This window comes from Sphingobium sp. TKS (assembly GCF_001563265.1).
Taxonomy (GTDB): Bacteria; Pseudomonadota; Alphaproteobacteria; order Sphingomonadales; family Sphingomonadaceae; genus Sphingobium.
Map to the genome: position 1 here is coordinate 464,867 of NZ_CP005085.1, position 18,146 is coordinate 483,012.

At 62.4% G+C, this 18,146-nt stretch carries 11 protein-coding genes and 1 pseudogene; 10 read left to right on the forward strand and 2 right to left on the reverse strand.

Annotation, left to right across the window (positions count from 1 at the left end; translation table 11 throughout):
* Positions 1-2 precede the first annotated feature (2 nt).
* The 4 genes and pseudogenes from virB10 to K426_RS32730 all read left to right on the forward strand — a co-directional run.
* On the forward strand, positions 3-1,220 hold the full coding sequence (gene virB10 / locus K426_RS27315) for a type IV secretion system protein VirB10 (RefSeq protein WP_014072617.1): 1,218 nt from the start codon (positions 3-5) through the stop codon (positions 1,218-1,220).
* A 3-nt stretch (positions 1,221-1,223) separates the two neighbouring features.
* The gene (gene virB11 / locus K426_RS27320) at positions 1,224-2,228 is read left to right on the forward strand and encodes a P-type DNA transfer ATPase VirB11 (RefSeq protein WP_007683413.1); all 1,005 of its coding nucleotides are present in this window, start codon (positions 1,224-1,226) and stop codon (positions 2,226-2,228) included.
* Positions 2,212-4,176 carry a type IV secretory system conjugative DNA transfer family protein gene (locus K426_RS27325; protein WP_007683415.1) on the forward strand — a complete coding sequence of 655 codons (1,965 nt, stop codon included), beginning with the start codon at positions 2,212-2,214 and terminating at the stop codon, positions 4,174-4,176. The genes virB11 and K426_RS27325 overlap by 17 nt, the downstream gene beginning before the upstream one ends.
* Positions 4,166-4,609 (forward strand): annotated as a pseudogene (locus K426_RS32730) (LPD7 domain-containing protein); the annotation flags it as partial. The gene K426_RS27325 and the pseudogene K426_RS32730, both read left to right, overlap by 11 nt.
* 132 nt (positions 4,610-4,741) lie before the next feature.
* On the opposite strand, the gene K426_RS32735 reads toward K426_RS32730, so the two are convergent.
* Positions 4,742-4,933 (reverse strand): hypothetical protein, encoded by a 192-nt coding sequence (locus K426_RS32735; protein ID WP_156405541.1) that lies wholly within the window; start codon positions 4,931-4,933, stop codon positions 4,742-4,744.
* Between the two features lie 196 nt (positions 4,934-5,129).
* Between K426_RS32735 and K426_RS27335 the strand changes: the two genes are divergently transcribed.
* The 6 genes from K426_RS27335 to K426_RS32250 all read left to right on the forward strand — a co-directional run bounded on the left by K426_RS27335 (position 5,130) and on the right by K426_RS32250 (position 17,662).
* Positions 5,130-8,600, forward strand: coding sequence for a class I SAM-dependent DNA methyltransferase (locus K426_RS27335; RefSeq protein ID WP_007683417.1), 3,471 nt, complete (start codon positions 5,130-5,132; stop codon positions 8,598-8,600).
* Positions 8,601-8,691: 91 nt separating this feature from the next.
* Positions 8,692-9,945, forward strand: a complete 1,254-nt coding sequence (locus tag K426_RS27340) for a metallophosphoesterase family protein (protein ID WP_007683419.1) — start codon at positions 8,692-8,694, stop codon at positions 9,943-9,945.
* A gap of 2 nt (positions 9,946-9,947) precedes the next feature.
* Complete coding sequence (locus K426_RS27345) at positions 9,948-13,388, forward strand: ATP-binding protein (RefSeq protein WP_007683421.1); 3,441 nt, start codon at positions 9,948-9,950, stop codon at positions 13,386-13,388.
* A 159-nt stretch (positions 13,389-13,547) separates the two neighbouring features.
* A complete protein-coding gene (locus K426_RS27350; RefSeq protein WP_007683423.1) occupies positions 13,548-15,614 on the forward strand; it encodes an ATP-dependent nuclease in 2,067 nt (688 codons plus the stop codon).
* Positions 15,607-17,379 carry a UvrD-helicase domain-containing protein gene (locus tag K426_RS27355; RefSeq protein WP_014072624.1) on the forward strand — a complete coding sequence of 591 codons (1,773 nt, stop codon included), beginning with the start codon at positions 15,607-15,609 and terminating at the stop codon, positions 17,377-17,379. The genes K426_RS27350 and K426_RS27355 overlap by 8 nt, the downstream gene beginning before the upstream one ends.
* 124 nt (positions 17,380-17,503) lie before the next feature.
* Positions 17,504-17,662, forward strand: coding sequence for a hypothetical protein (locus tag K426_RS32250; protein WP_007683426.1), 159 nt, complete (start codon positions 17,504-17,506; stop codon positions 17,660-17,662).
* Between the two features lie 48 nt (positions 17,663-17,710).
* Here the strand turns inward: K426_RS32250 and K426_RS27360 are convergent, their stop codons facing one another.
* Positions 17,711-17,914 carry a hypothetical protein gene (locus K426_RS27360; RefSeq protein WP_007683427.1) on the reverse strand — a complete coding sequence of 68 codons (204 nt, stop codon included), beginning with the start codon at positions 17,912-17,914 and terminating at the stop codon, positions 17,711-17,713.
* Between the last annotated feature and the right edge of the window lie 232 nt (positions 17,915-18,146).

Genomic DNA, 18,146 nt, shown 5'->3' on the forward strand with positions numbered 1-18,146 from the left:
CCATGGTTGAAGATCCATCCTCCGTTTCGCGCCCTCTGCCGAGCGCCGATCTCACGCCAGAAAAAGACGAGATCCTGCACGAGCGCGGTATCGAGCCGATCGGGGGGATGACGCCTTCCAAGCGTAATACCGCCCTCATCTTTGCCGGCACGGCGATGGTACTCGGCATCCTGTGGGTTAATTCCGGAACGAGCCAACAGGCCTCCAATCGTGACCTCACTGCACCGGGCGGGGCGGCCCAAGAGCGGCGCGATATCGTGGCCCGGGAAACCGTCGATTACGCGGCGGTCGCGCCGCAGCCGAGACCGCTCGGCGCAGGCGGGAACGATCCCAACGCACCGGTGCTCAATCCCGCAGCCGGGGTTCCTGGCCCCGACGGTCAGATCGTCCCTGCCATGCAGCCCGGTGCAGCGCCCGGCCCGTCAGGCGCCCGGCCGAACCTGGCCGACCAGGCGCGACGGTCGACACTCATCGCCTATGGCGGGCGCGATCTCGGTGGAGAGACCTCGCAAGGCCCGGCGGCGGCCTCGAGCGCGCAACCGACCGAAAATTCAGGAACGCCAGGGAGTACGGAGGGCGGTGCGCCCAATGCGCTGGACTTGCTGCGACAAAGCTCAGCCGTAGGCGAAGCGCGAGCCTCGATGCTCCCCAATCGCAATTTTCTGATCACTGCGGGGACATTGATTCCCTGCACCCTTCAGACGGCCATCAATTCCGCACAGCCTGGATACACGTCCTGCCTGATTCCACGGGACGTGTATTCCGAGAATGGCCGGGTCGTGCTCATGGAAAAGGGCACGCGCGTACTCGGCGAGTATCGCGGGGGCATCCAACAGGGGCAGAACCGCCTCTTTGTGCTTTGGACCCGGGCGGTGACGCCACAAGGCGTCCGCATCGACCTTGCCTCGCCTGGGTCAGACGCGCTCGGCCGCGCCGGGCTCGCCGGAGCGGTCGACAGCTTCTTCTGGGCACGGTTCGGCGGCGCGCTCCTACTCTCGCTCGTCGATGACGCCGCCTATATTGCCGGGCAGGCCGCATCGAGCGGCAACGGCAATTTCAACAATGTCACGCGTGCGCCGAGCGAAGGGGCCGCGATCGCGCTCCAGAACAACATCAACATCCGGCCGGTGCTGAAAAAGAACCAGGGCGAGGAGGTCGGTATCTTCGTCGCCAAGGACTTCAACTTCGCCGATGTCTACAATCTGGAGCTGCGGCGGTAAGCCATGCGCGATACCGCCGTCCTCCGCCATTATCTCGAACCGCTTCTTCCGTTGCTGGAGCCGGATGATGTAACCGAGCTCGTCATCAACCGCCCGGGCGAGGCGGGGATCGAGGACCGGCAGGGGTGGCGATGGCATGAGTTGCCTGAACTGGACAGCGAGTGGCTTGGAACGCTCGCCGTCGCCGCGGCAAGCTTCACGCACCAGGACATCGATGGGCAGACGCCGATCTGTTCGACCGTCCTCCCAGGCGGCGAGCGCTGCCAGATCGTGATCCCGTCGGTGACGCCGAGCGGCTGCCCGTCCTTTACGATACGCAAGCCCTCGACCGTAACCCTGCCGATCGACCAGCTCGCACGCGCTGGCCTCTTTGACACGACGCGCGCGAGCGCCCGGGACCTTACCGAAACCGACGCCGAGTTGGTGGCACTTCGCGACGCGGGCGACTGGCCAGCCTTTTTCAAGGTCGCGGTCGCCGCGCGCAAGAATATCCTGGTCAGCGGGGCGACCGGGTCCGGCAAGACGACCTTGGCGAAAGCGCTTATCCAGCTCATCCCGCCCGACGAGCGGCTGCTTACGATCGAGGACACGCGCGAACTCATCGTGCCCCATCGCAATGTCGTTCACATGGTCTATTCGGGCGAAGGGCAGGGCCGTGCGAAGGTCGGTCCCAAGCAGCTGCTCGAGAGCGCGCTGCGCATGCGCCCGGACCGGATCCTGCTGCAGGAGCTGCGCGACGGCACCGCCTTCTTCTACCTGCGCAACGTCAACTCGGGGCACCCTGGGTCGATCACCACCGTCCATGCTGGCTCTGCGGCGGGCGCCTTCGAGCAGCTGACATTGCTCGTCAAGGAATCCGAGGGCGGCCGCGATCTCGCGCGCGATGATATCCGCGGACTTTTGCGAATGCTCATCGATGTGGTCGTCCAGACCCGGCGCCATGGCGGTCGCTTTGAGGTCGAAGAGGTCTACTTCCACCCGAAGGTGGGCGATGCCGGTGCAGCGTAACTTCTGGATCATCGGCCTGTCCGTTGCCGGCGGCACCTTATTGTGCTGCGCCATCGCCGTGCCAGTTGCCCTCTTTGGGATGGGCCAGATCGGCCCGAACACCGACATCACGGCCTTGCCCGCATGGTTGTGGTACTATCGGGCGGACCCGCTGCTTATTCTTTGGCTAAAGCGCGGGGCTCTGGCGGGCGCTGTTGTGGTCGGGCTCCTCGCAATCGGGATTCTGCGCCGCGGGCCGGCATTGCACGGCACCGCCCGGTTTGCGCGCGAAGGCGAGATCCGGCGGGAGGGCCTTCGCGACGCTGCCGGCATCGTTGTCGGCCGCAAGGCTGGACGTTTCCTGATATTCGGCGGGAGCGAGCATGTTCTGCTCGAGGCGCCCACGCGAGCGGGCAAGGGCGTGGGCGTCGTCATTCCCAATCTGCTGACCTGGCCAGATTCGGTGATCGTGCTCGACGTGAAGCGGGAGAACTGGGGCGCAAGCGCCGGCTATCGGGCACGGGCCGGCCAAGCAGTGCATCTGTTCGATCCGCTCGACGCGGAGGGGCGGACGGCGCGGTACAACCCCCTGGCGCACATCAGGCGGACTGATGACACCGAAGTCATCAACGAGCTGCAGAAGATCGCGGGCATGCTGTTCCCCGCGCCCGAGCGATCCGATCCCTTCTGGGCGGAGGCCGCGCGAGCGGCCTTTGTCGGCGTCGGCGCCCTGGTCGCATCCAACCCGGGCCTGCCCTTCACCATCGGCGAGATATACCGCCGCCTCACGAGCGGGGATCCCAAGAGCGACCTTCCCGCAGCGCTTCAGGAAGCTCGCAGGGTGGGCCAGCGCCTCAGCCAAGCTTGCGTGTCCGCGATCCAAGATTTCACCTCGGCCTCGGACAACACCTTTTCCGGGATCAAGCAGACCATCACCGCACGGCTCAATCTCTGGCTCAACCCCATGGTGGATACCGCCACCTCGGAGAGCGACTTCGACCTGCGCGAGGTGCGGCGTCGGCGCATGTCGATTTACCTTGGCGTGTCGCCTGACAATATCGACCGCATCGCGCCGATCTACAGTCTGTTCCTGCAGCAACTCGTGGATCTCAACACCCGCGACCTTCCTGAGGGCGCTAGCAATGTCCCGGTCCTGGTCCTGCTCGACGAGTTCGCCAGGCTCGGCAAAGCCTCGGTGATTGCGAGCGGCTTCTCCTACGTCGCCGGCTATGGCCTGCGCCTGGTTCCGGTCATTCAGAGCCGATCCCAGCTTCGCGCAATCTACGGTCCCGATGTCACCGACGAGATCATCGCCAATTGCGGCCTCGAGGTTGTCTTCACGCCTAAGGAGCTGAAGGTCGCGAACGAACTTTCCGAACGGCTCGGCTTTTTCACGATGAACGTGAAATCCCGCAGCCGTACCATCCACGGGCTACTGGCGAACCGGAGCATCTCGGAATCTGATCAGCGCCGCGCGCTCCTGCTGCCGCAAGAGCTCATGCAGCTGCCGAAGAACGAGCTCCTGCTCCTTCGCGCCGGCATCCCCCCAATTCGAGGGCGCAAGATCGCCTATTACCGGATGCCGCGCTTCACTCGGCGGGTGGTTGCTCCGCCTGTGCCGTCCGCCCGTCCAATCGCGGCAATGCTTTCCCCACCTACGCCGGCTTCAGCGCGGCAGGGCGCTGGTACACCCGGTCTGAGCGGCGCCCCACAGCAGCCGGCGACAAGCTCGGGCGAGACCATACAGGAGGAAATTGTGATGCGGGAAATGACCGACGCCGAGCTGGCAGGTGCGGCCAAGATCACGGATGACATGCTGGTTCTGGGCGACCTGGCCGAACTGCCGCCCCCGGGCGACGAGGCCGCCGCGATCGCGTTCGTGTCGGCGATGGTCGAGCGGGCACTTTTGCCATCGGTCGGGCAGCCATCCACATCCATTATCCAGGAAAGGACAGCCCATGTCCGCTGAGAAGTCCGAGAATTCGCGGGGCGCCAGGAAGCGCGCCAATGCCATTTCAATCGGTGAAGGTCAGTCCGCACCGCGTTCTGGGAAAGACACGCGGGACGACATTCCCAAGGATCCCGGCACCCCTAACAAAGGCAAGGAGGGGGCAGGGGTCGAGCCCCGATCAATTTCTGCCGGCGACATACCGGAGCCCCTGCGAAAGCGCTACTTTTCGTCGACCGGCAAATGGTCGGGCGAACCGGCCTACTTCACGACGGCGCAGGCAAAAGAGCCTGCATTTCGGGACCAAGGGCGGCGTCTTGTCACCTCGAGCGAGAGTGAGGAGGTCGTGCGTGATCTCGTCGCCATCGCCCGGCATCGCGGATGGTCGAATGTTCATCTTACTGGCAGCGAAGCCTTCCGCCGGGCAGCATGGCTCGAGGCCAGTCGCCAAGGATTGGAAGTACGAGGATATCGGCCGAACGAACGCGACCTACAAGAATTGGATCGGCTACGGCGAGACAAGAGCCGCAACAGTATTGCGCCGGCTGCCGTTCCATCAATCAGCCTGGAGTCCGGCCGAGGTCAGTCACAGGCTCGCGAGCGACCGACGCGATCCCGACCTGAGGCGCCCGGAGACAGAAACGAGCGAGCCGCGCAAAGTCAGTTGCGAGTGATCGAGGCGGTCGTGCGAACCGCATTGTTCGACAATCCCGAAGCGATCTCGCGTGTTATGAAGGTCGCGACCACGAAACTGCGAAACCACGTCGAACAGGGTCATCAAATTCGTCCTGCCACGGTCAGGGATACACGGGAACGGGGGCCTGTCAAAGTCGCGTCCGGCCGACAGGAATCGTCTAAGGTTCACCCACCTATCCAGCGATCTCGCAGTCGATAGGCGCGACTGAAACCGCTCGCACGGAATAGCTTGATCCTCATCGTCCTGAGCCCCAAAAGACTCAGAGCAAGGGGGGCCTGTGGACGTCGAAGATTTTATTGCGAAGTGGGCACCCGCAGGTGGCAACGAGCGAGCCAACACACAATTGTTTCTAACCGATCTGTGTCAACTGCTCGGCGTAGAGGCCCCGCGGCCAACGCTAAGTGACACAGCGCAGAATGATTACGTCTTCGAACGTCATGTCATCAAAACCGAGATTGATGGCGCTACATCCAACGGCTGGATTGATTGCTATAAGCGTGGCAGTTTCATCTTAGAGGCTAAGCAAGGTAGCAGTGCCGACCTGGCGGCAGTCGACGCTGGTCAAGGTTACTCGCTTCGCGACTTCTTTGGCCAGACTGCGGAGGACCGCTTCAAGCGCGGCATGGCTCGTCGAGACACCGCTGCATGGACCGGCGCTATGCAGCGAGCTGCAAGTCAAGCGGAGGGCTACGCTAAGAATTTGCCCCGCTCACATGGCTGGCCACCTTTCCTGCTGGTCAGCGACGTTGGATATTGCATCGACGTCTATGCGGACTTTCAACGCAACGGGAAAGGCTATGCGCCATTTCCCGACCGTCGTCGGTATCGAATTACCCTCGATGAACTGCGCGACAAGACAGTCCGGGAGCGCCTGGCGGCAATTTGGACCATGCCAATGTCGCTCGACCCCTCGGCCGAGGCGGCACGGGTTACGCGAAAAATTGCGGATCATCTGGCTGTTCTAGCCCAGGGTATCGAAGCTCGAGAGCAGGACCCGGATCGCGTGGCGGCCTTCCTTATGCGTCTCCTCTTTACCATGTTCGCGGAGGACACTGGTCTTATTCCGAAGGCGAGTTTCAGCGCGCTCTTGAAAAAAGTCCGCGATCGCCCCGAACTCCTGGCCCCCCAACTCAGTCAGCTATGGGAGGCGATGGATACCGGTGGCCTTGCGTTTGGCCTTGGTGAGGCAGGGGAGGTTGTGCGTCAGTTCAATGGATACCTCTTTAAGGATGCCAGTGCGCTGGCGCTTGATCAGCGTGAGATCAACGTCCTCATCGACGCAGCGGCATCGGACTGGCGCCAGGTCGAGCCAGCAATTTTCGGAACCTTGCTTGAGCGTGCGCTGAATGCCAAAGAACGCGCCAAGCTTGGCGCGCATTTCACTCCGCGCGCCTATGTAGAGCGACTGGTCGGCCCCACCGTAATGGAACCCCTGCGCGCTGATTGGGAAGGTGCGCGAACCGCAGCAACCTTGGCTGCGGAAGCAGGCGACAAGGAGACCGCGCGTCTTGAGGTCGAACGCTTTCACACCAAGCTCGCAAACATCGTCATTCTAGACCCGGCCTGCGGAACGGGCAATTTCCTTTATGTCGCGCTTGCGCGACTTAAGGAGTTGGAAGGAGAGGTGCTCGAATTGCTCGAAGCACTCGGCGATGAGCGCTATCTTCTTGAGCTCGGCAGCCACACGATTACTCCTGCCAACTTCCATGGCCTCGAAATCAATCCTCGGGCTGCACAGATCGCTCAACTCGTGCTCTGGATTGGCTATCTTCAATGGCATTTTCGTGTGAACGGAGAAGATCGGATGCCCGAGCCCCCCGTTTTGCGTGATGTCAGAACGATCATCCCAGCCGATGCCCTGCTTGATTGGGACGAGAAGCTTCCTGAGATGGAGAACGGCGAGCCAAAGACGATCTGGGATGGTACGTCGATGAAGCCGCATCCAGTGACCGGGCGACCCGTTCCCGATCACTCCGGTCGGCTAACGGTATATCGGTACGTCAATCCGCGGCGGCAAGTCTGGCCGGAGGCAGACTTCATCATCGGGAACCCGCCCTTCATCGGATGCCGCCGAATGCGCAAGCGCCTCGGGTCGCCCTACGTCGATACGCTCCGGAGCGTGTACGGCGACCTTTCTGGCGAGATCGATTTCGTGACCTATTGGTGGGCACGAAGTGCCGAGCAGGTAGCGAATGGCTCTGTTCGAGGATTTGGTCTCATCACGACGAAGACTATTGCCCAATCGAGTAATCGCTCGGTGCTTAGCCGCTATCTCGATCCTGAGCGCGGTGGCAAACTCTACCTGACCTTCGCGATTCCGAACCATCCGTGGCACGATCAGGAAACAACCGCTGCGGTGCGGATCGCGATGACTGCGGCTGCTGCCGGACAAGGCGCAGGACGGCTGTCGAGCGTTTCACTGGAGAAGCGCAAAAAAGGTGAAACACTGCTCGAGTTTGAGGAGCAAGTTGCGCCGATTAACATCGATCTGACTACCGGCGCTAACGTCGCCGGCGCCACCTCACTCAGAGCCAACGGCAACATCTGTCGTATGGGTGTGAAAATGTCCGGTGACGGATTCAAAATCAATACCGAGCAGCGAGCCCGCTTCATCGCCGATGGCGTGCCGCCGGAACGAATGCCGCTGGTTGTGGCCGGCACGGATGTGACTGAGTCTCAAAGTAACACTTACGCTCTCGACTTCTTCGACATCGAGACTGAGGACGAGTTGCATGATCGCTTCCCTGGCGTGCACCGCTACCTGTTCGATCATGTGAAGCCAGAGCGCGATGAAAACGACAGGGAGCAGTACCGCCTCAATTGGTGGCGCTTCGCAGAACCTCGACCGAGGCTTCGTGCAGCCATCAGCGGTCTCCGGCGCTACATCGTCACCAGCGAAACAGCTACGGAGAGGTTCTTCAAGTTTATTCCCAGTGCGGGCCGTCTCGTGGATGGCTCAGTTATAGCGATTGCGTCCGACGACCCCTATGTTCTCGGCGTGGTCTCGAGCACAGCGCACACCGTGTGGGCGCTTCGTGCGGGCGGGCGGATGGGGTCGGGCGACGATCCGCGTTATCAAAATGAAACCTGTTTTGATCCGTTTCCCTTTCCGCCGAGCGTGCCGGAACTGGAGCAGAGGATTCGGATTGCAGCGCGCAAATTGGACAGGTTGCGCCGGAAGGTTCTAGCGCGCCATTCGGATCTGACCCTGACAGCACTTTATACCACGCTCGCCCGTATGCGAGATGCCAAGGGTGGAGTTCTTGATCCCAAATACCGGTCCATCGCCGAACGCGGCGAAGTCTCGCTCATCCGCCATTATCACCAACAGATAGATGAGGCTGTCGCTGAAGCATACGGTTGGCCGCGCGACTTGGAACATGAGGAAATGCTGGTCAGGCTTGTTGCTTTGAATGACGAGCGAGCCGAGGAGGAGCGTGCGGGGCAGATCCGGTGGGTTCGGCCCTCTTTCCAGGCGAAATCCCTCCGAAAGAAGCCGGCCCAAGTCGTCCTGCAACTTCGCAGAGGCACCAAGGCAAAGAAGGTGGAGCGGGATTGGCCAAGCGCCCTTCCAGAACAAGTGGTTGCCGTCGCAAGCGTCGTGGCGCGGTCCGCCAAACCATTGGCGCCCAAAGATGTTGCCCGTGCATTCAAAGGGAAACGCGCCTCTACAGTCGCGCCAGTGCTTGATGCGCTTGCAGGAATGGGGATGGTACGAAAGCTTGAGGACGGCCGCTATGCGGCCTGAGAAGCTGCGCTTCGGCAAATGGCCAACGTCTCCATTTGCCGCTCTTATCTTCATAAACGGTAGGCACTGACTGCCAGGGGGGAACATCACCGTGTCGAGTTTCCGCTTCCTGCATGCTGCGGACATCCATTTGGACAGTCCATTGCATGGCCTATCGCGGTACGATGGACTTCCCGTCGAGGAGATCCGGTCGGCCACGCGATCCGCGTTTGACAACCTCATCCAATGCGCGATCGACGAGGCGGTGGACTTTGTCGTCATCGCCGGCGATCTATTCGATGGCGACTGGCGCGATATGGGGACGGGACTCTACTTTGCCCGGGCCATGGGCCGTCTCGATCAGGCCGGCATTCCAGCGTTCATTATTGCCGGCAACCACGACGCCGCCTCGGCGATCTCGCGGACGTTGACTTGGCCGCCAAACGTTCGCCAATTCGGACCGAGGCGTCCCGAAACCCACAGGCTGCCGAACCTCGCTGTGGCGCTGCACGGCCAGAGCTTTTCCACGCCGGCCGTCACCGACAACCTCGTCCTCTCCTATCCGGCCGCAGAAGCGAACTCGTTCAACATCGGCGTACTCCACACCGCCTTGGCGGGGCGGCCGGGGCACGCCAAATACGCGCCCTGTGGCGTCGAAGATTTACGCGGGAAGGGCTACGACTACTGGGCACTCGGCCATGTGCACGAGTTCGAAATCGTCAACGACAACCCCTATGTCGTCTTTCCAGGCAACGTGCAGGGCCGCACTATACGCGAGGCGGGCGCAAAGGGTGCAGTCATCGTGACGGTGGTGGATGGCGAGGTTTCGTCCATTGATCGCATCGATCTGGACGTTGTGCGCTGGATCCGCCTCGACATCGATTGCGCCGGCTCATCGCCGGGCGGCCTCCCGGACCTGATCCGCGCCGAACTGACGCGCATCCACGGCGCCGATGGCTCCGGTCGGCCAATGATCGTCCGCGTGAGCCTGAGGGGCGAGCTCGCAGGCGCAGGCGCGCTCATCGACAAGGCTGGGGCCATTCGGGACGACGTGCGCGCCATCGCCACGTCGATCTCGCCAGACCTTCATGTCGAGAAGGTGAAGGTACTGGTGTCGGAGCCGACCACGGAACAACACGCCGTGCTCGGCGAGGATCTCGATGAATTGATCGGCGAGGGCTCCTCGGACCTCGGACTAGCGGCGGCGATTGAGGCGGATCTGGAGCGCTTCATGGTTCTGGCGAAGAGCGCGCTCGGTGAGTCGGAGGACGGTGAATTGCGTCTGTTAGCGGCACAGGGCGACTGGGCAGGAATCCTCGGCACCGCATCAACGGCGTTGCGGTCGCGCCTGACGCCGGAAGCCTGACAATGCGTTTCTCCCGCCTTTCCCTCGAACGTTACGGCCGCTTCGCGGACTGCGAGCTAAACTTTCGGTCCGGCGACCCCGACCTCCACATCATCTATGGGGCGAACGAAGCCGGCAAGACGACCTCGCTGGCGGCGGTGTCAGACCTCCTTTTCGGATTCCCCCAGCGGTCGCCGTACAACTTCATGTTCGATTACATCCTCCTCAGGGTCGGTGCGGTACTGGAGGACGGTAGTCGGACGTTCGCGTGCCGCCGGAAAAAGGGTACGGCCGGCACGCTGCTTGACACGAATGACGCAGCGATCGACGAGGCTCCCCTTGCCTCGATGCTGAAAGGGCAGACCCGCGAAACCTTCAGCCTCTCCTTCAGTCTCGACCAGGATGCCCTGCGCTCGGGAGGCAAGGCAATGGTAGAAGCCAAGAACGACCTCGGCCGCACGTTGTTCGCCGCGGGTTCTGGCCTCACCGGCGTCGCCGACGAGCTCAAGAAGCTCGAAGGCGAGGCCGATGCCATCTGGGCGCCTACGACGTCCCAGCGACGCAGCTTTACCTTCGCGCACCGCCAGCTCGCCGAAGCCACCAAGACGATCCGAGACGCAGCTCTCAAGCCCAAGTCCTGGTCTGACGCACGGAACGCGATGCTGGAGGCACAGGCCGCACTCAATCTGGCTCGAGACGCCCGCGACGTGGTCCAAACGGAGCTGAGGGCTGCAGACCGCGTAAGGCGGCTCGCCCCGCTCGTACGGCTGCGCGACGAGCAGACCGAGACCCTGCTCGGCTACGAAACCATCGTTGATCTCAGTGTGCAACGCGAGGACGAGGCGGAACGCGTGATCCGCGAGGCCGAGGAGGCCCAGCGCCAGAGGTCGACCGCAGAGCAGCTAAAGGCTGACGCGGAAAACCGTCGGGACAAAATCGAGGCCGATCCGACCCTTTTGGAAAAGGCGGACGAGATCGACCAGCTCATCGCGGACGGGGGCTCCGTCGCGAAGGCCGCGCAGGATCTAGTCCGGCGCGAGGCGGAGCTCGTCGTCGCGGAGGCGCTGACTCGCCGTTTGAGGGCCGAAGCGGGACCCAACGCGGACGCCACACCTTCACGCGCTTTGGCGGCAAAGTTGCGCGACCTCTCCCGGACTCACGGCGAGAACGCCGCCGCGAGAAGGCAGATCGCCGAGAGCCGGAACGATCTCGACGACCGAAGGAAGCGCGCGCAGGACCGGCTCGATGGTGCATCGGCCGCCGCGGCTTCCGAGGCGCTCATTGATGCGGTCGACGCCGCACGCGCGCTCGGATCGGATGCCGACGCTCGTTGCGAAGGAGCCGGCCTTAGGGTCGAAGCGTTGGCATCGTCGCTGCCCGCCCTGCTCACCCGCCTTTCGCCGTGGACGGGCGGAATCGACGAGCTGCTGGTGCTACCCGAGGTGGGCGACGAGGAGATCGAGTCCGCACGTAGCGAACTGGCCGAAATTCTCGGCCAAGTTCGCCGTGAAGAGGAGCAGCTCCGGCACTGGACCGAAGAGGCCGAGAAGGTTGCGCTGGAGATTGGCCAACTCGCGACCGGCACCGTCGTGTCCGAGGACGAGATCGCATCGGTCCGTTTGAGCCGCCAGGACTGCTGGCAACCCATCCGTGAGAATGTCCTTGCGGGGACCCCACTCGGGTCTCCAGAAGCGGCCGTAGCCGACTACGAGACAAGCGTGTCCCGTGTGGACGAGAAGATGGTCCTCCGTTTTTCGCTGGCCGAGGAGTCGAGCCGCCTCTCCGTGCTCGAGCGGTCCAAGGCGTCGCACGATCTTCAGGCCAAACAAGCGCAGGGCCGGATTGAAGATGCCCGCAAGCGTTATGGAGAAGCAGCGGAGGCATGGGCGGCGCGATTGACCGCGGCCGGCCTGCCAGCCCTCGAGCCCACCCGTTTCCTAACCTGGCGGTCGGCGCGGGACGCGGCGGTCGAGGCCCATCGCGATGGCTTGACGTTGCGGGCCGATCTCGCTTCCATTGTCGGACGGCGTGACCGGTGCCGGGCCGCGCTGGCGCAGGCGTTGGAGGTTGCGGACGCCGGCGGACCGTTAACGCCGGTACTCGCGGCAGCCGAGCGGAAGCGGGCTGAATACGAGGATTTTACGCAACAGCGCCGTCTTGCCGCAGAACAGTTGGACCAGATCGCCGCGGAGGCCTCCGCCCTCGACCGGCGGCACCAGCGCCTCGACGATGAGGACGCGTCGAACGTCACCTCCTGGCGAGAAGTAATGGACGAAGCCGGTCTGCAGCTGGACATCGTCACTTGCGGTGCGGTTCTGGAACTACTCGATGATCTTCGTGGCGCCATCGCGGCAGAGGCAGACCTGCGCAGGAGGGTCGAGACGATCCGCAGGGACGCCAGCAATCACATGGAGCGGGTAGAGAAGTTGTCCGATGGCTCCAACGTTCCCGCGGGCGACACGGCGACGCGGCTTGGCGCTCTAAGGAATTGCCTCACGGCGGCCAGGTCGGCCGCCACGCTGATCGATTCGCTGGATGAGGAAGCGCGCCGCCGCGCGGATCAGTTCGAGGAGGCTTCGGCGAAGCTCGCCACGGCCGACGCGGCGCTGGCCCCCGCGCTCGCTGAAACCAAATCGACGGATCGCGCGGAATTATCGGAAGCGATCGAACGGTCGCGCGCGAAGCGCCGGCTGACGGTGGAGCGGGCCGCCATAGAACGCAGGATCGTCGAGGAAGGGGACGGCTTCACGCTGGACGAACTCGTCGCCGCAGTCGCCGCTTCTAATCCTGACCAAATCGCGAGCCACGTCTCGTCGCTGGATGCACGGTTGGGGGAATTGAACGACGAGGTGGCCGCAGCGGCTACGGCGCATGGCCACGCCAGATCTGCTTTCACCGCCCTCGACGCGGGCGGGACAGCCGCGGTGGACGCGGCATCGGACGCGGAACAGGCGAAGGCCGAGCTTGAAGTCCTTGCCGAACAGTACATCCTGAAGCGTGCTCAGGCGCTGACGTTGAAGTGGGCGATCGAGAAATACCGCGAAAGACATCAAGATCCGTTGCTGTTGCGCGCCGGCGATTTGTTCTCGATTCTGACCGCCGGCCGCTATGCCGCGCTACGAGTGGACGCCGACGGAAGCGTCCCGCGGCTGCTGGGCCTGAGGGACGATCGACGCACAATGGTGGAGGTGGGCGCCATGAGCGAGGGCACCACCGACCAGCTCTTCCTCGCCCTTAGGCTGGCGGCGCTGGAGCAATCGGTGAAGGCTGGGGTCAACCTGCCGTTTCTCGCCGATGACTTGTTCGTGAACTTCGACGACGAGCGCGCCGAAGCGGGGTTCAGGGTGCTCGCCGAGGTGGCCTGTTCCACGCAGGTCCTGTTCTTCACGCACCATCCCCACCTTGTCGAGATTGCCAAGTCCGTTGTCGGTGACGACCTCCACTCGAAGTGCGAGCTCGCTTGACGCGATGCGGCTAGAGGACAGCGCCATGATCATCTTCGGGACCGATCCTTGGTTCCGCCGTGCGGACGTCCAGGTGATCGGCGCCCAAGCCGATGGCGTCGGGCGCGCTGACGCTAGGGTTCATCGCCCGGGTTATATAGCGCCAAAATAGGGGGGAAAATGCGCATCAACCGAGCTAAGATTGAAAACTTCAGGCTCCTCCGCGACGTGGAGATCGGTTTCGAAGAACAGACGACGCTCATCGTTGGCCGCAACAACAGCGGCAAGACGTCGATCGCCGAGCTGTTCCGGCGCTTGCTGTCCGATCGCGCCCTGAGTTTCCGCCTCGAAGATTTTTCGCTCGGGTGTCACGAATGCTTTTGGACATCGCTTGTGTCTTTCCGCGCGCAGCAAGATTCGTCCGAGACGCTCGGACAGTTGCCAGCAATCAAGCTCGTGCTCGATATCGGCTATGACGTCGATGCGGCCGATCTTGGGCCGCTTAGCGAGTGCATCATCGACTTGAATCCCGATTGCCACGAGGCCCGGCTGGAGTTCCGGTTCGCGCCGAAGGCCAATGCGCTACAGGCGTTGTTCGTTGATTTAACGGAGCCGCTCGAAGATCCGGAGGCGGACCGCGCCCGGCTCTACCGCGAACTCGGAAATCGCATTGCCTCGGCCTATGCCGGATCGCTGGAAGCGGTCGATCCGAACGACCCGACCAACCGGAAGACACTGGAACCAAAGATCCTGTCCGCGCTCGTCGGCGGCGGCTTCATCAATGCCCAGCGCGGGCTGGATGACGATACATTCCGCGAGCGCGACGTGCTCGGCAAGGTGGTCGAGGTGCTCTTCCAATCGGCATTGACGGACGAACTGGATCCAACGCGACGCAGCACCGCCGAGCAGCTCAAGGAGGCGGTCGATCAGATCCAGGGCGATCTGCATATCGGTTTTAACGCCAAGCTGACCTCACTGCTGCCCACGTTCGACCTGTTTGGATATCCTGGCCTTGTAGACCCGGGATTGGTGACAGAGACCAGCTTCGACGTCGACAAGCTGCTCAGCAACCACACGCGCCTGCGCTACCGGGGCGTGAACGGCGTAACCCTGCCCGAAACCTACAATGGCCTCGGCGCGCGCAACCTCGTTTACATGCTACTACAGCTCCTGCGCTTCTTCCGCGAGTTCCAGGGAACGCCAACAGCGGCCGGCGTGCATCTAATCTTTATCGAGGAGCCCGAGGCGCATCTGCATCCCCAGATGCAGGAGGTGTTCATACGCCAGCTGGAGTACATCGCCAACGCGTTCGTCGCCCAATTGAACGCCGACCGTCCGTGGCCGGTCCAGTTCGTCGTCACCACCCACTCGCCCCACATGGCGAACGAAGCCCGCTTCGAGAGCCTCCGCTATTTTCTGTCGGTTACCGACGGCCCGGGCCTCCGGCGCTCAGTTGTGAAGGATCTCCGGCAGGGTATGGGCGGCGCGCCGGAAGAGGATCGCAATTTTCTTCATCAATATCTCACGCTATCCCGCTGCGACCTTTTCTTTGCGGACAAGGCGGTGCTGATCGAAGGAACCGCTGAACGCCTTCTCCTTCCGGCGATGATCCGCAAGACCGACGCTGCCGCGCAAGGCGAGCCGCAACTAAGCAGTCAGTACCTCACTGTCATGGAGGTCGGCGGCGCCTACGCCCATCGCTTCTTCGGCCTGCTGGCGTTCCTCGAGTTGCGCACGCTGATCATCACCGATATCGATTCCGTTGCGCCCGGGGCCAAGAACAAGCGCGTGGCGGTTCGTGTGGCCGAGGGCACATTCACCAGCAATGCCTGTATCAAAAGCTGGTACGAGCCCGACGTGAGCCCAGCCCAGCTGCTCGACAAGTCGACCGAGGAGAAGACCGACGGCGGACGACGGCTCGCCTATCAGATCCCCGAGCAGGATGGCGGTCCATGTGCTCGCAGCTTTGAGGATGCCTTCATCCTCGCCAATCCAGAACTCTTCGATCTCGGCGAGGGCGACCAGGCGACGCTCGCCTATGAGCATGCGGCCGAACAGAAAAAGTCCAGCTTTGCGCTTGAACATGCGATCGTAAACACCGAGTGGCGGACGCCGCGCTACATCGGCGAAGGGTTGCGGTGGCTTGCCCAAGGCAATCCAGCGCCGACCCTCGGGCCAGACGCGATCGCCGCCGAGTTGGTCGCCGAAGTGATTGACGCGGCTGATGGGGCCCAGGTCGATGGCTGACGAAGAGACCGCCGCCGACGCGGCCGGCCGCCTTGCACTTGAGCGTGTCTATGCGTGCTTCGATGCCGGACAAAGCTTCCGGCTCGAGGCAGGCGCGGGCGCAGGCAAGACATATTCCCTAGAAAAGGCGCTGCGCCGCCTGATCGAACTTCGCGGTACGGAACTTGTGCGTAAGCGCCAACAGATTGGTTGCATCACGTTCACGAACGTGGCGAAGGATGAGATTATCGCGCGCGTTCAGGCCCACCCGGCGGTTCGGCCGGAGACCATTCACGGATTTTGTTGGTCAGTATTGCAGGACTTTCAGCCCCAGCTCCGCGCGATCGTGCCTGACTTGCCGGGATGGGGAGAACGTCTCGCCGATGCCGGGGTGGGGGGGCTAGGCGCGAGGAAGGTCAATTACGACCTCGGCTATCCCCGGGTGACGCCAGACGAGGTGTCATTGAAGCACGAAGACGTGCTGACGCTGATGACGGAGCTGCTGGCACGGCCCAAGTTTCGCTTAGTGCTAGCGAAGCGCTATCCCGTGCTGCTGATTGACGAATATCAGGACACCGATGCGGGCTTCGTAGAGGCTCTAAAGCAGCATTTCCTAGGTACGGGTACGGGGCCTATCATTGGCCTGTTCGGCGACCATTGGCAGAAGATCTACGGTGAGGGATGCGGTGCGGTCGAGCACGCAGCACTCGAGGTGATCGACAAAAACGCCAATTTCCGATCCGCCGAACCCATCGTCGCGGTGCTCAATCGCATGCGACCCGATCTCGAACAGATCCCCAGCGACCCGGATGCGCCGGGTGAGGCTCGAATCTTTCACACGAATGCATGGCCGGGCCAGCGCCGAACGGGCCAGGGCGGTGGTCACTGGACTGGCGACACGAGCCCCGAGGCGGCACGCGCCTATCTCGATCACCTGAAGCAGCGATTGTCGGATGAGGGCTGGGACTTTGCCGTCGAACGCACCAAGATCCTGATGCTCAGCCACAGCGTGCTGGCGAAGGAACAGGGCTATCCGACCATCCAGAGCATTTATGGCCAGTTCAACGATGCCTGGCTCAAGAAAGAAGACCCCCACATCAAATTTCTGGCCGACCAGCTCGAGCCAGCATGCGCGGCCTTTCAGGCGAAGCGCTATGGCGAGATGTTTGAGAGCCTAGGCGCCGGCAGGCCGTGCATCCGTCGGCATCACGACAAGGTCGCATGGACGCAGTCTCTCGAACAGCTTATCCAATTGCGAGCGACCGGCACGATCGGCGCCGTCATCGACCTCATCAAAGGCCAGGCTCACATGCATCTGCCCGAGGCGGTGCTGGACCGCGAGCAACGCTTGGCCGACGCCGGACCCGAACCGGTCGAAGGCGAGTCTCGGAGGATCGCCCAGCTGCGAAGGCTACGGGACGTCGCCTACACCGAGCTGATGGCGGTGGATGCGTTCATCGATGGTCACACGCCCTTCGCCACCAAGCACGGCGTGAAGGGTGCGGAGTTCGAGAACGTGCTCGTCATCGTCGGCCGTGGCTGGAACAAGTATAATTTCGCGCAGATGCTGGAACGGCTCGACCCAGGCCCCCCGGCAGACAAGGTCGAATCCTTCGAGAGCAATCGCAACCTGTTCTACGTCGCGTGCTCCAGACCGAAGCGCCGATTGGCGCTGTTGTTCACCCAGATTCTAAGCGAGCTCGCGATGGCGAAGGTGACAGCTTTGTTCGGCGAGGCCAATGTGATCCCGCTTCCAGCAGATCCCGCGGGCGGGGCCGCGCCATGACCAAGGGAGAGGCACCACCGATGGTGACGATCGCTGCCTAAACGGACCACGATCTTAGCCAGATTTTCTCTTGGCTCGAAGCGGAGCCGCCGCGGGAGACAGCACCTCTCATCCCAACAACAGCATGATCGCGAAGAGACACAATGCCGGCGAGCTCATCGTCCTGAAGGCCGGCAACGACATCGCGGCTTTCGCGCTCGGCGCTTTCGATCTCATCGATATCTTTAAGACCAAGCCGCCGTTCAGACGGATCGGCATCGGCCGGACGCTGGCGCACTATTGAATCAGTCGAACTGCGGATACCGATAAGTAACCCCTTCCTATCCACTCATCACACGGGTGGGGTGATGTCGGCCCAGTAGATGACTTCTTCCAGGATATGCATGCTTTCGGGATTTTCCCAGCCCTCACGGTCGCTATCCCATCGCCCGATCACAGGGAGGTCAACCTCCCAGAGCAGCAAGCGACGGCCGTCTTTCCGGTCTTCCGGCAAAGTGCCGATCGGCTCCCAAGGGATGTGCTTGGCGGTGATCATGCAAGTTCCCTCGCTCGATTCCATTGGTCCCGCATTTAGCCCATCTTTGTGCAGGCACGAAACCCAGCTGGTTGCCAACCTGTCGGGTTTCGGCAGCCCGAGCAGCTTTTCGGTGCGCCTTCGGCTTATGACGCCAGACTTCGGTGCGTGAGCCGCCACTCGCTTGTGCGATGCTGGCACTGATTTAACATAAGATTGATTATCAGTCTTTTATCGTTCTATTTCAAATACT